General features: G+C 62.9%; 15 protein-coding genes. 3 read left to right on the forward strand and 12 right to left on the reverse strand.

Annotation, left to right across the window (positions count from 1 at the left end; genetic code table 11):
- Nucleotides 1–46 precede the first annotated feature (46 nt).
- Nucleotides 47–646, forward strand: coding sequence for an IMPACT family protein (locus tag ISP18_RS03185; protein WP_380016955.1), 600 nt, complete (start codon nucleotides 47–49; stop codon nucleotides 644–646).
- Between the two features lie 52 nt (nucleotides 647–698).
- Nucleotides 699–2,471 (forward strand): ABC transporter transmembrane domain-containing protein, encoded by a 1,773-nt coding sequence (locus tag ISP18_RS03190; protein WP_380016957.1) that lies wholly within the window; start codon nucleotides 699–701, stop codon nucleotides 2,469–2,471.
- A 174-nt stretch (nucleotides 2,472–2,645) separates the two neighbouring features.
- Here ISP18_RS03190 and ISP18_RS03195 read toward each other — a convergent pair whose 3' ends face one another.
- From ISP18_RS03195 to ISP18_RS03225, 7 genes are all read right to left on the reverse strand, one after another.
- Nucleotides 2,646–2,849, reverse strand: coding sequence for a cold-shock protein (locus ISP18_RS03195; protein WP_324942588.1), 204 nt, complete (start codon nucleotides 2,847–2,849; stop codon nucleotides 2,646–2,648).
- 167 nt (nucleotides 2,850–3,016) lie between these two features.
- Nucleotides 3,017–3,766 carry an S-methyl-5'-thioinosine phosphorylase gene (locus tag ISP18_RS03200; protein ID WP_380016959.1) on the reverse strand — a complete coding sequence of 250 codons (750 nt, stop codon included), beginning with the start codon at nucleotides 3,764–3,766 and terminating at the stop codon, nucleotides 3,017–3,019.
- Between the two features lie 84 nt (nucleotides 3,767–3,850).
- A complete protein-coding gene (locus tag ISP18_RS03205) occupies nucleotides 3,851–4,417 on the reverse strand; it encodes a hypoxanthine-guanine phosphoribosyltransferase (RefSeq protein WP_380016961.1) in 567 nt (188 codons plus the stop codon).
- Complete coding sequence (gene nagZ / locus ISP18_RS03210; protein ID WP_380016963.1) at nucleotides 4,414–5,421, reverse strand: beta-N-acetylhexosaminidase; 1,008 nt, start codon at nucleotides 5,419–5,421, stop codon at nucleotides 4,414–4,416. The genes ISP18_RS03205 and nagZ overlap by 4 nt, the downstream gene beginning before the upstream one ends.
- Nucleotides 5,421–5,954: a CYTH domain-containing protein gene (locus ISP18_RS03215; RefSeq protein WP_380016965.1), complete on the reverse strand. Its 534-nt coding sequence runs from the start codon at nucleotides 5,952–5,954 to the stop codon at nucleotides 5,421–5,423. The genes nagZ and ISP18_RS03215 overlap by 1 nt, the downstream gene beginning before the upstream one ends.
- Before the next feature lie 9 nt (nucleotides 5,955–5,963).
- On the reverse strand, nucleotides 5,964–7,277 hold the full coding sequence (rlmD, locus tag ISP18_RS03220; protein WP_380016967.1) for a 23S rRNA (uracil(1939)-C(5))-methyltransferase RlmD: 1,314 nt from the start codon (nucleotides 7,275–7,277) through the stop codon (nucleotides 5,964–5,966).
- Nucleotides 7,278–7,396: 119 nt separating this feature from the next.
- The gene (locus ISP18_RS03225; RefSeq protein ID WP_380016969.1) at nucleotides 7,397–9,310 is read right to left on the reverse strand and encodes a translocation/assembly module TamB domain-containing protein; all 1,914 of its coding nucleotides are present in this window, start codon (nucleotides 9,308–9,310) and stop codon (nucleotides 7,397–7,399) included.
- Between the two features lie 150 nt (nucleotides 9,311–9,460).
- Between ISP18_RS03225 and ISP18_RS03230 the strand changes: the two genes are divergently transcribed.
- Entirely contained in the window at nucleotides 9,461–10,204 is a 744-nt protein-coding gene (locus tag ISP18_RS03230) for a response regulator (protein WP_380016971.1), read from the forward strand.
- Here the strand turns inward: ISP18_RS03230 and recO are convergent.
- The 5 genes from recO to lepB all read right to left on the reverse strand — a co-directional run bounded on the left by recO (nucleotide 10,191) and on the right by lepB (nucleotide 14,082).
- The gene (gene recO, locus ISP18_RS03235; protein ID WP_380016973.1) at nucleotides 10,191–10,901 is read right to left on the reverse strand and encodes a DNA repair protein RecO; all 711 of its coding nucleotides are present in this window, start codon (nucleotides 10,899–10,901) and stop codon (nucleotides 10,191–10,193) included. The genes ISP18_RS03230 and recO overlap by 14 nt on opposite strands.
- 37 nt (nucleotides 10,902–10,938) lie before the next feature.
- Complete coding sequence (gene era, locus ISP18_RS03240; protein WP_380016975.1) at nucleotides 10,939–11,874, reverse strand: GTPase Era; 936 nt, start codon at nucleotides 11,872–11,874, stop codon at nucleotides 10,939–10,941.
- 133 nt (nucleotides 11,875–12,007) lie between these two features.
- Nucleotides 12,008–12,667, reverse strand: a complete 660-nt coding sequence (gene rnc, locus ISP18_RS03245) for a ribonuclease III (protein ID WP_380016977.1) — start codon at nucleotides 12,665–12,667, stop codon at nucleotides 12,008–12,010.
- 2 nt (nucleotides 12,668–12,669) lie between these two features.
- Entirely contained in the window at nucleotides 12,670–13,158 is a 489-nt protein-coding gene (locus ISP18_RS03250; protein ID WP_380016979.1) for a DUF4845 domain-containing protein, read from the reverse strand.
- Between the two features lie 24 nt (nucleotides 13,159–13,182).
- Nucleotides 13,183–14,082: a signal peptidase I gene (gene lepB / locus ISP18_RS03255; RefSeq protein ID WP_380016981.1), complete on the reverse strand. Its 900-nt coding sequence runs from the start codon at nucleotides 14,080–14,082 to the stop codon at nucleotides 13,183–13,185.
- Between the last annotated feature and the right edge of the window lie 5 nt (nucleotides 14,083–14,087).

The raw sequence follows: 14,087 nt of genomic DNA on the forward strand, positions 1-14,087 counted from the left end.
GCACGCCATGTGACTGTAGCCGGCGATTTCGCCTAACCTGCGCAGCATGACTGCGATGTTGCACACCCTTGTCGCCCCTTTCCAGCACAGCGAAGAGATTCGCAAAAGCCGCTTTCTCGCCCAGGCCGCGCCCGTGGATACGCCGCAGCAGGCACTGGCCTATGTGCAGCAGGTGAGCGACGTCTCCGCCACCCACAATTGCTGGGCGTATCGGATCGGCCAAGACTATCGCTTCAACGACGACGGCGAACCCGGCGGTACGGCCGGCCGGCCCATCCTGCAGGCCATCGAAGGTCAGGTTATCGACCGCGTCGTGGTCGTGGTGACGCGCTGGTACGGTGGGATCAAGCTCGGCGCTGGCGGCCTGGTGCGTGCTTATGGGGGCACGGCCGCCGAATGTTTGCGCCTGGCCGAACGCACGCCGATCCTGGCGATGACGCGGCTGGGCGTGCATTGCGACTTCGCCGAGCTCGCACTGATGAAGGCGCGACTCAAGGAGCTCGGCGCGGAGATCGAACAGGAAAGCTTTGATGCTGTCGGTGTCACGCTACATCTGCGCCTGCCCGCCGACCGGGCCGTCGAGGCCAGGGCGCGCATTGTTGATATCAGCCGCGGGCGACGAGAGGCCTATGCGCTGGATGATTGAATCGCCTGGCGCAAGCCCCATCTCAAGTCGGTCCTGACTGCGACGAGGCCTCATGAGTACGATCCCCGCGAACGATCCCAAGCCCCCTCGTCGCATCGGTTCTCTGCGGCTGCTCTGGCCCTTCATGAAACCGCACCGCACGCTGGCGGTGGGTTGGCTGATGTTTCTGGCCATTTCCTCCGGCGCCACGCTGGTACTGCCGATGGCGGTGCGGCACATGATCGACCACGGCTTCCGCAACTCCAGCACCGCGGCGATCAACACCAGTTTCATTGGCTTGTTTGCGGTGGCGCTGGTGATGGCCTTTGCCACCGCCGCACGCTACTACTGCATCACGCTGTTGGGCGAACGCACGCTGGCCGCGCTGCGCTCGAATCTGTATGCGCATGTGATTCGCCTGGACGTCGGGTTCTTCGAACGCAATCGCGTGGGCGAGCTGATTTCCCGCCTCGGCACCGATACCGAAGTGGTGCAGGCGCTGGTCGGCTCGGGTATTTCGGTAGCCTTGCGCAGCGCGGTGATGCTGATCGGCGCGACGGTAGCGATGATCTGGACCAGCCCGCGTCTCGCCGGTCTTACTGCGCTGGTGATTCCGGCGGTGGTACTGCCGATCCTGATTTTCGGGCGTCGCGTGCAGAAACTTTCGCGCGCCAGCCAGGATCGTCTCGCCGATGCGGCGGCGGTCGCCAATGAAACGCTCAACGCAGCGCCCGCGGTAAAAGCCTATGCGCGCGAAGAGATCGAAAGCGATCGCTACGGCAATGCGATTGCACGCGCACTGGCTACCGCGCGTCGCCGTATCGGCATGCGCACCGTGCTGACGGCGGCGGTGATCGTGCTTTTCTTCGGCGCGATCACGCTGGTGCTGTGGGTGGGTGCGCGCGACGTGCTGGCCGGCAGTCTGGATGCTGGCGTGCTGGCGCAGTTCGTGGTGTATGCCATGCTTTCCGGCGGCTCGATGATGGGCCTGTCCGATGTGTGGGGCGACGTGCTGCGCGCAGCCGGCGCGATGGAGCGCATCGGCGAGTTGTTCGGCGAGGAAGCGACGATTGCCAACCCACCGCATCCGCAAGCATTGCAGCGGCCGGTGCGCGGCGCGCTGCGTTTCGAAGACGTCGAATTCCATTACCCCACGCGTCCGGATGCGCCGGCCCTGCATCAGTTCAACCTGGACATTCGGCCTGGCGAAACGGTGGCGCTGGTCGGGCCTTCGGGTGCAGGCAAGAGCACGGTGTTCGCCTTGCTGCTGCGCTTCTACGATCCGCAGCACGGGCGCATCCGTTTCGACGGTATCGATCTGCGCGCCATGACGCTGCCCGAATTGCGCGGCGCGATTGCGCTGGTACCGCAGGAAACAGTGATCTTCGGCGGCACCGCGGCCGACAACATCCGCTTCGGCCGCCAGGACGCCAGCGATGAGGAAGTGCGCGCCGCCGCCCGTGCCGCCGAGGCGCACGATTTCATCCAGATGCTGCCGGACGGCTATGGCGCGGAACTGGGCGAGCGCGGTGTGCGCTTGTCCGGCGGCCAGCGCCAGCGCATCGCCATTGCGCGCGCGATCCTGCGCAACGCACCCTTACTGCTGCTGGACGAAGCCACGTCGTCGCTGGATGCGCAATCGGAAGCAGCCATCCAGCAGGCGCTGGAACGGCTGGAAAAAGGCCGCACTACCCTGGTGATCGCGCATCGTCTTGCCACGGTGCAACGCGCGGATCGCATCGTGGTGATGGATGGTGGACGCATCGTGGCGCAAGGGACGCACGAAAGCCTGTTGGCAGAAGGCGGACTCTATGCCGAGTTGGCAAGGCTGCAGTTTGTAGCGTGAGCTATGGGGCGCCGCAGGTCGATGTGGAGCTCACTTCGCTCGCCCGGCAGGCAGGTTTCATTTGCATCGATCCAAGTCTTGCCCCTGCCGGCACTGACTCGCAAAAAAAAAGAAAGCCTTGCTCAGGACAAGGCTTTCTTTAAACAACTTGAGCCACAACGGCCTAGATCAAGTTTATACAGGCTGGACGTTGGAAGCCTGCTTACCCTTCGGGCCATTGGTCACTTCGAACGTAACCTTCTGACCTTCTTGGAGGCTGCGGAAGCCCTTAGCATTGATCGCCGAGAAGTGGACGAATACGTCCTCGGCACCATCGTCCGGCGCAATAAAGCCAAACCCCTTGGCGTCGTTGAACCACTTAACCGTACCGCTAGACATTGCGTGAACCTCTGAATCTTTAAGGACTGGATGCACCAAGTCTCTGCGAGAACCACCTCTACCCCTAGGTCCGCCGCCCCTGGCACAGCGAAAGTATCTGCATGTTTTCAGGTAAAGCGCAATATGCACTGCAGCTGGTAGGAAATATTCCGAGACCCATCCGCTGTTTAGCTTGTGAGCAATTCGGCAAGAATGGGGGGTACCTCCGCGGTCGCCGCCGCCAAGTGCGCGAAGATTTCTTCGATGCTGATTTCGGCCTCGTCGCCGCAACCGGCGGCGAAGTTGGCGACCAGCGCAAGGCACGCGTAATCCAGTTCGAGCTCGCGCGCCAGGGCAGCTTCCGGCATGCCGGTCATGCCAACCAGATCACAGCCGTCGCGCTTCATGCGCGTGATCTCCGCGCGGGTTTCCAGACGCGGTCCCTGGGTGGCGCCGTAGCAGCCGCCGTCGATCACCTCGATGCCCGCCTGTTTTGCCGCGTCGATCAAGGCGATACGCAAGGACGCGGTATACGGTTCGCTGAAATCGATGTGCTTGACCTCGGCGCCTTCCACGTCGCAAAAACTTGTATAGCGGCCGTGGGTGTAATCGATGATCTGATCCGGCACGACGATGGCGCGGGGCCCCATGTCATGACGAATGCCGCCGACTGCATTCACCCCGACCACCCGGCGCGCGCCAAGATGATGCAGCGCCCACAGGTTCGCGCGGTAATTGACGCGATGCGGGGGCAAGGTATGGCTCTCCCCGTGGCGGGCGAGAAAGGCGATGCGCCGACCGGCGAAGTCGCCCACCACCACATCACCGGAAGCCGGGCCATAGGGGGTATCCACGCTTTGCCGCGTGGCGTTTTCCAGACCGGGAAACTGGTACAAGCCGCTGCCGCCGATCACGGCGAGGTCGATGGGGTGAGTCATGGCGAAATTCCTGTTGTTCGTAGGCGGCGCGCACGGCGATGTTGGGGTTCGCATCCGCTCACCCCAACCTACGGCGCTACGTGATTATTCTTTCAGTGCGTAGATGGCAGGCAGATTACGACCTTGCTCGTAATAATCCATGCCATACCCGAACACATAGCGATCGGGAAGATCCACACCATTGAAATCGCTTTGAATGCCTTCGACGCAGCGGCCGTGCTGCTTGCGGCAAAGCGTGGCTACCAGCACGCGCTTTGCACCGCGGAGCATGCAATCCTCGCGCACGGCCTTGAGGGTATGGCCTTCGTCCAGAATGTCATCCACTAGCAACACGGTGCGCCCTCGCAAGGACACGGAAGGCTCGCGCAACCATTGCAATTCGTTGCCGCTGGTCGCGCCGCGGTAACGGGTGGCGTGCACGTAGTCGAACTCCATGTCTGTGCGGATCGACAGCGCAAGCTGCGCGCCGAACATCAACGCGCCGTTCATCACGGTAAGAAACACCGCGCGCTCGCCATCGAGCGTGGCATCGACGGCACGGCCCAGGTGGGCGATAACGGTTTCCAAATCTTCCCGCTTGAACAACAGGTCGGAGCGGGTCAGCGCTTCGGCCAGAGAAGGAACGGCCTGGGTGGGTGAGGATGTGCTCATGGCAAAAGGTCCAATGCGGTAACACGCGCGACGAATTGATCGCGCTGCGGATTGTCGAGCAGGCTGGCCCAGGTCGAGCCGACCGCGCCGCGCAAGGCGGCAATGCGTTGCACGCTGGCTTCGGCAGGCGTCGGCATGGCGGCGATGGCTTCTTCCACCACATCCGGGAAACAGGCGAGTACCAGATCGCAGCCCGCCTGCAGATGTCCACGTACGCGTTCGGCGACACCGCCTGCGACGCCGGCGGCGGCCATGCTGATGTCGTCGCTGATTACCGCGCCGTCGAAACCGAGTTCCCCGCGCAGGATGTCGCCGATCCAGCGGCGCGAATAGCCGGCCGGCTGGTCGTCCACCGCGGGATACACCACGTGCGCCATCATCACGGCTTCGGCATGCGCCGAAAAACCTTCCAGGAAAGGACGCAGATCGTCGCGGCGGATGTCGTCCAGCGTGCGCGGATCGATCGCCTGCGCCTTATGCGTATCGACGGCCACCGAACCGTGACCGGGAAAGTGCTTGAGCACCGCCGCCATGCCGCCCAGGTGGATGCCGCGCACGTAGGCGTGGATCAGCTCGCCGGCAATCTCTGGATCGGCATGAAAAGCGCGGGTGCCGATCGCGGCATTGCCACGCGCCAGGTCGGCCACCGGCGCGAAACTGAAATCGATACCGCTGGCGCGCAGCTCGCTCGCCATTACCCAGGCATGTTCCTGGGCCAGTTCAATGGCTTGGGCGGGATCGCGGTCATACACCGCACCGATCTTTGCCAGCGCTGGTAGGCGGGTGAAATCATCGCGGAAGCGCTGCACCGGCCCGCCTTCCTGATCGACGGCAAGTAGAAAATCTTCGCCGGTGATGTCGCGAATCGATTCAACCAAGGCGATCAGTTGCTCGCGACTTTTGTAATTACGCGCAAACAGAATCACACCGGCCACACCAGGCGCGGTGAGCCACGCATGCTCGTGCGGCTGCAGTTCGGTCCCGGCAATGCCGATCAGCAGCATCAGGCGTTCTCCCCTGCTTTTGCATCGGTGGCGTCGCGTTCACTGTCGTTCCACTCGGCGAACGGACGCTCGATCAGATTGACGTTGTAGTAGCGCGCCAGACTGCTGACCTCCCGCCCCAACCATGCCGGGCGCGGAAACGAGGCATGCACGTCGGGCAGTTCCACTTCCGCCACGAACAGTCCGCGATTGGCGCCGAGGAATTCGTCGATCTCGAACAGCCAGCCGTCAATCTCGACATGATGGCGGATTTTTTCGAGCACACCGTTGCACAAGGTATCGAGCATGGTTTGCGCATCGTCGAGCGGTAGCGGCAATTCGTATTCGGCGCGCGACACGCCCAGCTCCACCGACTTGATATTCAGCCACGCCTTTTCGCCGCTGATGCGCACACGCACGGAAGCACGCGTCATACCTTCGCGCAGGGCGCGCACGTCCACCAGGTAACCTTGCGCAATATGCATGGTGGACGTTACGGCAGTACGCCAGTCATCGCCGGCAAGCAGGAATTTGCGTTCGATTTCGATACCCATCGGCGGATATTACCTGCGTTCGAACAGCGCGATGGATTCCACGTGCGCGGTATGCGGAAACATATCCATCACACCGGCCGCCTTCAGGCGAAAACCATGCTGGTTGACGAGAATGCCGGCATCGCGCGCCAGCGAGGCCGGATGGCACGATACGTAGACGATGCGCTTCGTTTCCTTGTGCGGCAGATAGTCCAGCACCTTGTCCGCACCGGCGCGGGGCGGATCGAGCAGCAGCTTGTCCCAGGGCTTGCGTGCCCAATCGGTACCGCGCTGATCCTCGAACAGGTTGGCCACCTGGAAGCGTGCATTGGTGATTCCATTGCGCGCTGCATTGTCCGCAGCGCGCGCCACCAGTCCGTGCTCGCCTTCCACGCCGGTGACTTCGGCCACGCGACGCGCCAACGGCAAGGTGAAATTGCCCAGGCCGCAGAACAAATCCAGCACGCGATCCTGCGGCTGCGGATCGAGCAGCTCCAGCGTGCGCAGCATCATGCGGCGATTCAAACCGGCGTTGACCTGCACGAAATCGAGCGGCTGGAATTCGAGTTCCACGTCGTCCACGCCTTCGCCGGCGGGAACGCGAAAGGCCAAGCGCGGATGCTCCGGCCACAGCGGATGGACGCTGCTGACACCGCCTGGCTGCAAATAGATAGCGAAACCGTGCTGCTGCGCGAAGGCTACCAGTTTCGCCCGATCGCTTTCGCTCAAGGGTTTGAGATGACGGAAGACGAGCGCGATGGTGTCATCGCCCGCGGCAAATTCGATCTGCGCAATATCAGCCGCGGCCTCCATGCCACCGACGAGTTCCCCCAGCAGGCCGATCTTCGGTCCAAGCGCGGGATGCACGACATCGCAATGGGTGATGTCGGCGACGAAGCGCGGGTTGCTTTCTTCGCGGAAGCCCACCAGCACGCGTCCCTTCTTCGCCACTGCGCGCACCGACAGACGTCCCTTGCGGCGATAGCCCCAGGCCTCGTCGGTAAGCGGCGGCAGCCAGCTTTCCGGTTCCACCTTGCCGATGCGCGCGAAGTTGTCCACCAGCACACGCTGCTTGGCTTCGATCTGCGCGGCTGCATCCAGATGCTGCAGCGAGCAGCCGCCGCATTGTCCGAAGTGGCTGCAGCGCGGTTCCACGCGATGCGGCGAGGGGGTGAGAATCTCGATCGTTTCCGCCTCGTCGAAATTGCGATGGCGCTTGCGGATGCGCAGGCGCACCTGCTCACCGAGCAGGGCACCGCTGACGAATACTGTCTTGCCATCGATACGGGCCACGCCCTGGCCATCGTGACTCAGATCGGTAATGGCGACTTCAAACTCGTTCATCGGCACTCTGGAAATGGCGCTTGCGGATCGCAGGCGACCCGGCAGATACGCAAATGGAAAAGGACATGGACCTGGCTGGCCCAGCTAGCTGTACATGATACCAGCCGCCATGGCTGGGCTTAGCGCTCCGCCACCGCGCCCTGCGTGGCCACCTTCAGGCGATGCACCAGCAGCGGCCAATCGATGCGGTTCTGAGTGCCGGTCACGTGCACGTACGGCAAGCCGGTGCCTTCCACGATCGAATAGCCGCCAGCGTCACCGTCGAGGCCGCTCAGCGTGCAAACGCCGTTCTGCAGGCTCATGTCGATACCCATGCGCTTGTAGTTCGCGGCCTTGAACAGCTTCAGTACCGCACCCTGCAGGCCACTCGCCGGAGAGCCCCCGGTGACGATGGAAAGATTATTGGCAGCACGCAGGCTGATGCGCCCGCCGCTCTGCGCCAGCAGGGAGGCTTTGAACGTCACCGGGCTGCCGCCGACGAGTTGCAGGCCATCGATGGTGCCGTCCATGCGTCCGCTCATGGCGCCGAAATTGAAAGTGTCAGACAGCGGGGCAAGATCGATCTGGTGTAGCGTCACATCGCCACCGAGTGCGGGACTGGCGCTCAACGGCTGCTGCACCGTGATGTGATCCACCGCCGCTGTACCGCCGAAGGCCTTGATGGTCAAGCCGCCCTCCAGCGCGTAGCGATCGCCGATCCAATGCATGGAGGAAATGTTGCCGTCCAGCGTACCCACGAGCGGCATCCAGCCGAGCGCCTGGTTGAACGAGGCCAGATCCACGCCTTCGATATTGCCGGCAAGATCGAAGCGCTCCGGCTTTGGCGCAGCAGGCCGCCAGTCGAACTTGGTGAAGCGCACGCGCCCTTTCCACACAGGCCATTCCAGCGGCGTTTGCAGGCTGAGTGCCCCATCCCGGCTATGCCAGCGGGCCTGCGCCGGCCCCCACGTGAACTGGCGCAGCGCCAGCTGATTCCAGGCGAGTGTGGTGGTCGATTTTTCGCCTTGCGCCGACCAGTCGAGTTCACCGCGCAACCCGTTCGCTTGCAGTTGCCCTGCGCCATCGGTGACATCCAGCCCGTCGGTATGAAAGGCGAAACTGCGCAAGCTCTCGCCAGCATAGTCGATGTGTCCGTCGAGTTGCCCGGTGAGCTGCAGTTGAGGCTCAACAAGGTTGTCCAGCCAGGGCTGGCCGTACCGCGCGTAGGCGGTGGGAAAGTGTGCCTGGAAATGATCCAGCCTGAGTTTCTGCAGGTTGCCCTTGGCATCGATCGCCACGGCCCCTTCCAGTTGCAGCGCGTCGGCATCGTCCATGCGCAAATGATTGATCGCGAGCCCGCCATGTTCGGAGCTAGCACCCAGATCCACCACCACGTCATGCGCGGGCAGTTTTGCCAACACCGGACCGAACTGCAGCTCGCCGCCATGGACACCACCATTCAAGGTGAGCTGCGCGGGGCCCGACGTGGCATCGAGCGTGAAACGCGCATGCCCGTTCAAACCTTGCCCTGCCGCGCTGCCGGCAGGCGTGGCGTATTTGAGTTCGGCAAAGGTGACGTCGCCGGATGACTGAAAACCTTCGTTCCGCATGTCCAGGGCAAGATCCGCATCGAACTTGCCGCCCGTAACGCGTGCGGGCCAGACCGTTGCGAGCAGCCCTTGCAACCAGCCGGCCGGCAGGTTACGCAGGTTGATCTGTGCATGGGTCGGCTGATCAAGCGGGAACGCCGCGTCGACGTGCGCCATTCCCTGGTCCGCATGGATCTCCAGCGTGTTGGCGGAAGCGTCCACCACCAGATTGATCCCCGCGTTGCCGAGCGCGCCGCCCGGCGCGCCGCTGAGCTGCACGGTGCCGTCGAACATCCAACGCAACTGGATATCGCGTCGCAGATTGCCATTCATCGTTACGCCGACCTTGCGCCAGCCGAGGCTCGGGATATCCGCCTTGCCGGCGCGCAGGCTGACTTGCACGGTATCGGGCGTCGAACCGGGAGTGAGCTGCGCCCGCACGTCTTGCAGGCTTACCCCGGGCATGTCGATTCGCTTAGCGACGACGACGGTGTCGGCCCACGCGGGCGCGGCCCACAAAAGGGTCCAGAAAGCGCAAACGACGAGTGGGCGGCGGAATGAAAACATGGAGGGGCCATTCTGCCAAACTAAGCTGAACGATACGGACACGGAACCATGCCGTACCCATCCACTGATGCCCTGCCCGCTTCCACTACCGAACCTTATGTGCTGGTGGCCGACGACGACGCGCCCACGCGCTGCTTTCTCGGCGATGCCTTTCGCCAGTTCGGTGCCCGCGTTGCACTCGCCGCCACCGGTAACGAAGCACAAGCGCTGACGCAGAACGAAACCTTCGATTTGCTGGTGCTGGATTGCCGGATGCCCGATGCCGGCGCGGTGGAGATCCTCACCCATTTGCGCAATAGCCCGGAAGCGGGTTCGGTCTGGAGCCCTGCCGTCGCCAGCAGCGCGGAGCTGGATGCCGAGGCGCAGCAAACCCTGCTCGCGGCTGGCTTTCATGCCGTGCTGCCCAAGCCTTGCTCACTGCGGGATCTGCGCAATCTGCTGGCACTGGCCACGGCCGGCCGCCGCAACCTGCCGGTGCTGGACGATGGCGTGGCCTTGAACACCAGCGGCACGCCGGCGGTGGTCCAGGCGCTGCGCGGTTTGCTGCGGCAGGAACTGCTGGCCATCTGCCAGGAGCTGGACGACCTGAGCACCGATACCAAGGCATTGGAAGCGCGCCTGCACAAGCTGCGCTCATCGTGCGGATTCTGCGGTGCCGCGTCGCTGTCCGAACACATCGTGGCGCTGCAGCGTCATCTGAAACTGGAACATCGCGGAGCCATGCTGCCGCTGGCGGATTTCCGCCGCTCGGTGCAGCAGACGATCGAAGCGCTGCACGTCAACGGCGCGTAAGCGCACCGCGCAACACGCGCCATGCACGCAGTTCGACGCCGCCGAGATGGAAGCGGATCAATTCGCGCATCATGCCGCGCAAGGCATGCAGTCCTTGTGCGTCAGGTGTGCGATCTTCGAACAGTGCCAGCAGATCATCCCCGCGCAAGGCGTGTGGCTCGTTTGGGCTGCAACGCACGGCGCCGTGTTCGGCGCGATACGCATACAGCACGTCGGACTGCAAAGGCTCGCCGGTATCCGCATCTACGTCGAGCTGCAAGGCGTAGCCAAGCGCGCCCAGCAAATCACGCTCGAAGCGTCGCAAATGCCACGCCAAGGATGTTCCTTCCACCAAGCGTGCAAGCGTTTGTGCGTAGGCGTGATAAAGCGCCGGATGCGGATCCTGCCGCTCGGTTAGCCGTACCACCAGTTCGTTGACATATAGACCGGCCAAGCCCGCATCACCTGACAAGCGAAGCGGCGATGTGGTGGATTCGGCGCTGCGCAACGTTGCCAATTCGCCGCGCAATTGCAGATCCAACGCCAATGGTTGAAACGGTTCCAGTTGCGAACGCTGCAATCGGCCACGCTGGCTGCGTACGCCGCGCGCAACAACGCCGAGACGGCCATGATCGCGCGTCAGGCATTCGAGCAGCAAAGATGTTTCGCGGTAGGGGCGCGAATGCAAGACGTAGGCAGGCTGTTGCTCGATGAGCATGACGGCTCAGCTATTCGATGTGTCGCGCCAGTGATCGCTAATCGGTATAACCAAACTGCTTCAACATCGATTCGTCATCCGCCCAGCCTTCGCGCACCTTCACCCATAGCCGCAGGAAGACCTTGCGTTCGAACATGCGCTCCATGTGACGGCGCGCCGCCGTGCCGATGGCTTTCAGTTGTTCGCCGCCCTGGCCGATGACGATGGCTTTCTGGCCATCGCGCTCCACCCAGATCACTGCGTGGATTTCCGCCACGCCGTCGGGGCGGTCCTTGAACTGCTCGATCTCCACCGTGGTGGCGTACGGCAGTTCCTGATTGAGGCGCAGCATCAGCTGCTCACGCACCATTTCTGCGGCGAGGAAGCGCTCGCTGCGATCGGTGATCTCGTCCTCGCCGAACGCCGGCGCGCGTACTGGCAGGCGCGCAAGAATATCTTGCGTGAGCACATCCAGGCCCTTGTTCTTGAGCGCGCTGACGTAATGCACGGCATCGAAGCTGTGTTTTCCGGTGAGATCGGCGACAAAGGGCAGTAGCGCGGCTTTGTCCTTGCTAAGGTCGACCTTGTTGATCGCCAGCAGGCGAGGAATGCTCTGGTCGCCAAGCGCTTCGTAGAGCGCTTCGTCCTCATCCGTCCAGCGTCCGGCCTCGATCACTTGTACGGCCAATTCCACTTCGCTGAGCGCCGAATGCACGGCGCGGTTGAGGCTGCGGTTCATCGCCCGCTTGGCGCCGCGATGTAGGCCCGGTGTATCCACGTAAAGAATCTGCCCGGCCTCGCTGGTGGCGATGCCGAGGATGCGATGGCGCGTGGTCTGCGGTCGCGGGCTGACGATGGACAGGCGAAAACCGATCAACGCATTGAGCAAGGTCGACTTGCCGACATTCGGCCGGCCCACCAGCGCCACGACGCCGCAGCGGAAATCCGGATGCGGCAGTTCGTTTTCGACGTTGTCGTCGCGTTCGTCGTTCATGTGCGCGGGTACTCTTCGTAGTCGGGTATAAGCATGGCGCTGCGCGCTCGCAAACGCCACCATGGGTGGCATCGGCGCCATGTCGAAACATCACGTTTGTTTGGGAGAAGCGGCCGCTGTGCGGCCGCGTGGGTCACTGTTCTTCCTGGGCACCCGCCAGGCGGGCCAGCACGACCTCGGCGGCATCCTGCTCGGCCAGCCTCCGGCTGCTGCCGCGCCCGGAGGCGGCCACGGCTACCGGCTCGCTGATCACACAGCTCACCTCGAAGGTGCGCGCGTGCTCCTCACCTTCGGCTGCCACCAGTTCGTACTGCGGCAACGGCCAGCCTTGCGCCTGCAGCCATTCCTGCAGCCGGGTCTTAGCATCCTTGGAGGCGCGCGGCAAGGCCGCCACACGATCGGCGAACAGCGTGCGCACGACCGTCCGGCAGGCGTCGAAACCGCCATCCAGGTAGACCGCTGCGACCAGAGCCTCGAAGGCGTCGGCCAGGATGGAATCGCGCCGGAAGCCGCCACTCTTGAGCTCCCCGGAACCGAGCTTCAGCTGTTCGCCTAGTTCCAATTCACGCGCCACGACGGCCAGCGCCTGCCCGTTCACCAGTTGCGCGCGCAAGCGCGACATGTCGCCTTCGGCGGCCTTGGGATGGGTTTCGTAGAGCATCTCGGCGATGATCGCCCCGAGCAGGGCATCGCCGAGAAATTCCAGACGCTCGTTATTGGGTTTGCCCGCGCTGCGATGGGTCAGGGCGAGCGCGGCCAGCGAGGGGTCGCGAAAGTGATAAGGCAATTCCACTGCTATTGTGCTGGAGCAACATTGCCCTGCACGGGCACGCTCTTTTGGAAATGGATCAGGAAATCGATGTTGTACATGAAGGGAACTTCCTTGTCATAGCTCACGCGCAGCTCATTGCCGCTGGCGCCCTGCCCCATGGTGATGTCACTGGGACTGATCGTCGCGTCGTCCACGTACTGGAAGTCGAGCTTTCTTATCAGTTCACGTCGAACCTGGTCCAAAGTTTTGCCGTCCACTCCTTCGGTGGCCATCTGGTTCATGGCCTTGACCACGCCCGCATATTCGGAATATGCCGGTACCAGCTTCATCGCCATGTAGGCAAAGAAGCCTGCTACCGCCAGCACCACAATAAAGCCGATGAGCGTGATGCCCGACTGTTTCGATTTCATAGTCCCCTCGCTATGCCGCTGGCGCGGCCCCTGTTCCGGATTCAAACCCCATGAGCGCGTACTTTGCCCGGTCCGCGCATGCATCGCCAGCGACACGTTCACGATTCCGCCAGCACACGGCCTGCCTCAATGGATGACTGTGCCGACGCGGTGGAAATCCACGGTACCGGTACCCCAGCCCTTCCAGCTGAACCAGATCATGAAGGCCTTGCCGACCAGGTTTTCCTCCGGCAGGCAACCCCACCAGCGGCTGTCCTCGCTGTTTTCACGGTCGTCGCCCATCACGATGTAGCAGTTCGGCGGTACCACCGAGGGCACACGCGCATTGGGAATCGGCGGCGTAGGCCCACGCGCCGGCATGCGCGCGATGAGATGGTTAACCGGGCCGAGCTGCTCGCTCCAGATCGAGGCGTTGTAATACAGCAACTCGTTGTCTTCTTGGCGCGCTGGGTTGCCCTTGAATGGACCCAGTTCCGTATCGACCACTGGCTTGCCGTTGATCACAATCTGGCTGTCATGCACTTCAAGCGTGTCGCCAGGCATACCAATCACACGCTTGATCCAGTTCTGGCTGACCACCGGCGCATGTGGATCGGCGCAGGTGATGTCGCCGCTGCGCACTGTCTTGCCGTTGTCGTTCTGGCAGATGTAACCGGGAAAGCGGAACACCACCACGTCGCCACGCTTGGGTTCACCGTTGCCGACCACCTTGTTGTTAAACGCCGGCAAGCGCAGACCGTAGGCAAACTTGTTGACCAGGATGAAATCGCCTACGTCCAGCGTCGGCATCATCGAACCGGACGGAATACGGAACGGCTCGGCCACGAAGGAGCGCAGCAGCAGCACCACGAAGATCACCGGGAACAGCGAGCGGGCCCAATCCACGGCCGCCGGGTCCCGATATTCCTCGTTCGACGCGGCGAAGCGCGCTTTGCGCCGCTTGTAGAAAAGCAGGCGATCGAGACCCCACACCACACCGAACAAGACGGTGAGGGCGAGCAGAATGGCCGAAAAATCGAAATCCATGCGTT

It is taken from the genome of Dyella humi (assembly GCF_044904605.1).
GTDB lineage: Bacteria > Pseudomonadota > Gammaproteobacteria > Xanthomonadales > Rhodanobacteraceae > Dyella_B > Dyella_B humi.

What these genes read in the sequence shown, in the direction of transcription:
- ISP18_RS03185 (WP_380016955.1), top strand. Translation starts at nt 47, where the DNA reads ATGACTGCGATGTTGCACACCCTTGTCGCCCCTTTCCAGCACAGCGAA.
- ISP18_RS03190 (WP_380016957.1), top strand. Translation starts at nt 699, where the DNA reads ATGAGTACGATCCCCGCGAACGATCCCAAGCCCCCTCGTCGCATCGGT.
- ISP18_RS03195 (WP_324942588.1), bottom strand. Translation starts at nt 2,849, where the DNA reads ATGTCTAGCGGTACGGTTAAGTGGTTCAACGACGCCAAGGGGTTTGGC.
- ISP18_RS03200 (WP_380016959.1), bottom strand. Translation starts at nt 3,766, where the DNA reads ATGACTCACCCCATCGACCTCGCCGTGATCGGCGGCAGCGGCTTGTAC.
- ISP18_RS03205 (WP_380016961.1), bottom strand. Translation starts at nt 4,417, where the DNA reads ATGAGCACATCCTCACCCACCCAGGCCGTTCCTTCTCTGGCCGAAGCG.
- nagZ (WP_380016963.1), bottom strand. Translation starts at nt 5,421, where the DNA reads ATGCTGCTGATCGGCATTGCCGGGACCGAACTGCAGCCGCACGAGCAT.
- ISP18_RS03215 (WP_380016965.1), bottom strand. Translation starts at nt 5,954, where the DNA reads ATGGGTATCGAAATCGAACGCAAATTCCTGCTTGCCGGCGATGACTGG.
- rlmD (WP_380016967.1), bottom strand. Translation starts at nt 7,277, where the DNA reads ATGAACGAGTTTGAAGTCGCCATTACCGATCTGAGTCACGATGGCCAG.
- ISP18_RS03225 (WP_380016969.1), bottom strand. Translation starts at nt 9,310, where the DNA reads ATGCCCGGGGTAAGCCTGCAAGACGTGCGGGCGCAGCTCACTCCCGGT.
- ISP18_RS03230 (WP_380016971.1), top strand. Translation starts at nt 9,461, where the DNA reads ATGCCGTACCCATCCACTGATGCCCTGCCCGCTTCCACTACCGAACCT.
- recO (WP_380016973.1), bottom strand. Translation starts at nt 10,901, where the DNA reads ATGCTCATCGAGCAACAGCCTGCCTACGTCTTGCATTCGCGCCCCTAC.
- era (WP_380016975.1), bottom strand. Translation starts at nt 11,874, where the DNA reads ATGAACGACGAACGCGACGACAACGTCGAAAACGAACTGCCGCATCCG.
- lepB (WP_380016981.1), bottom strand. Translation starts at nt 14,082, where the DNA reads ATGGATTTCGATTTTTCGGCCATTCTGCTCGCCCTCACCGTCTTGTTC.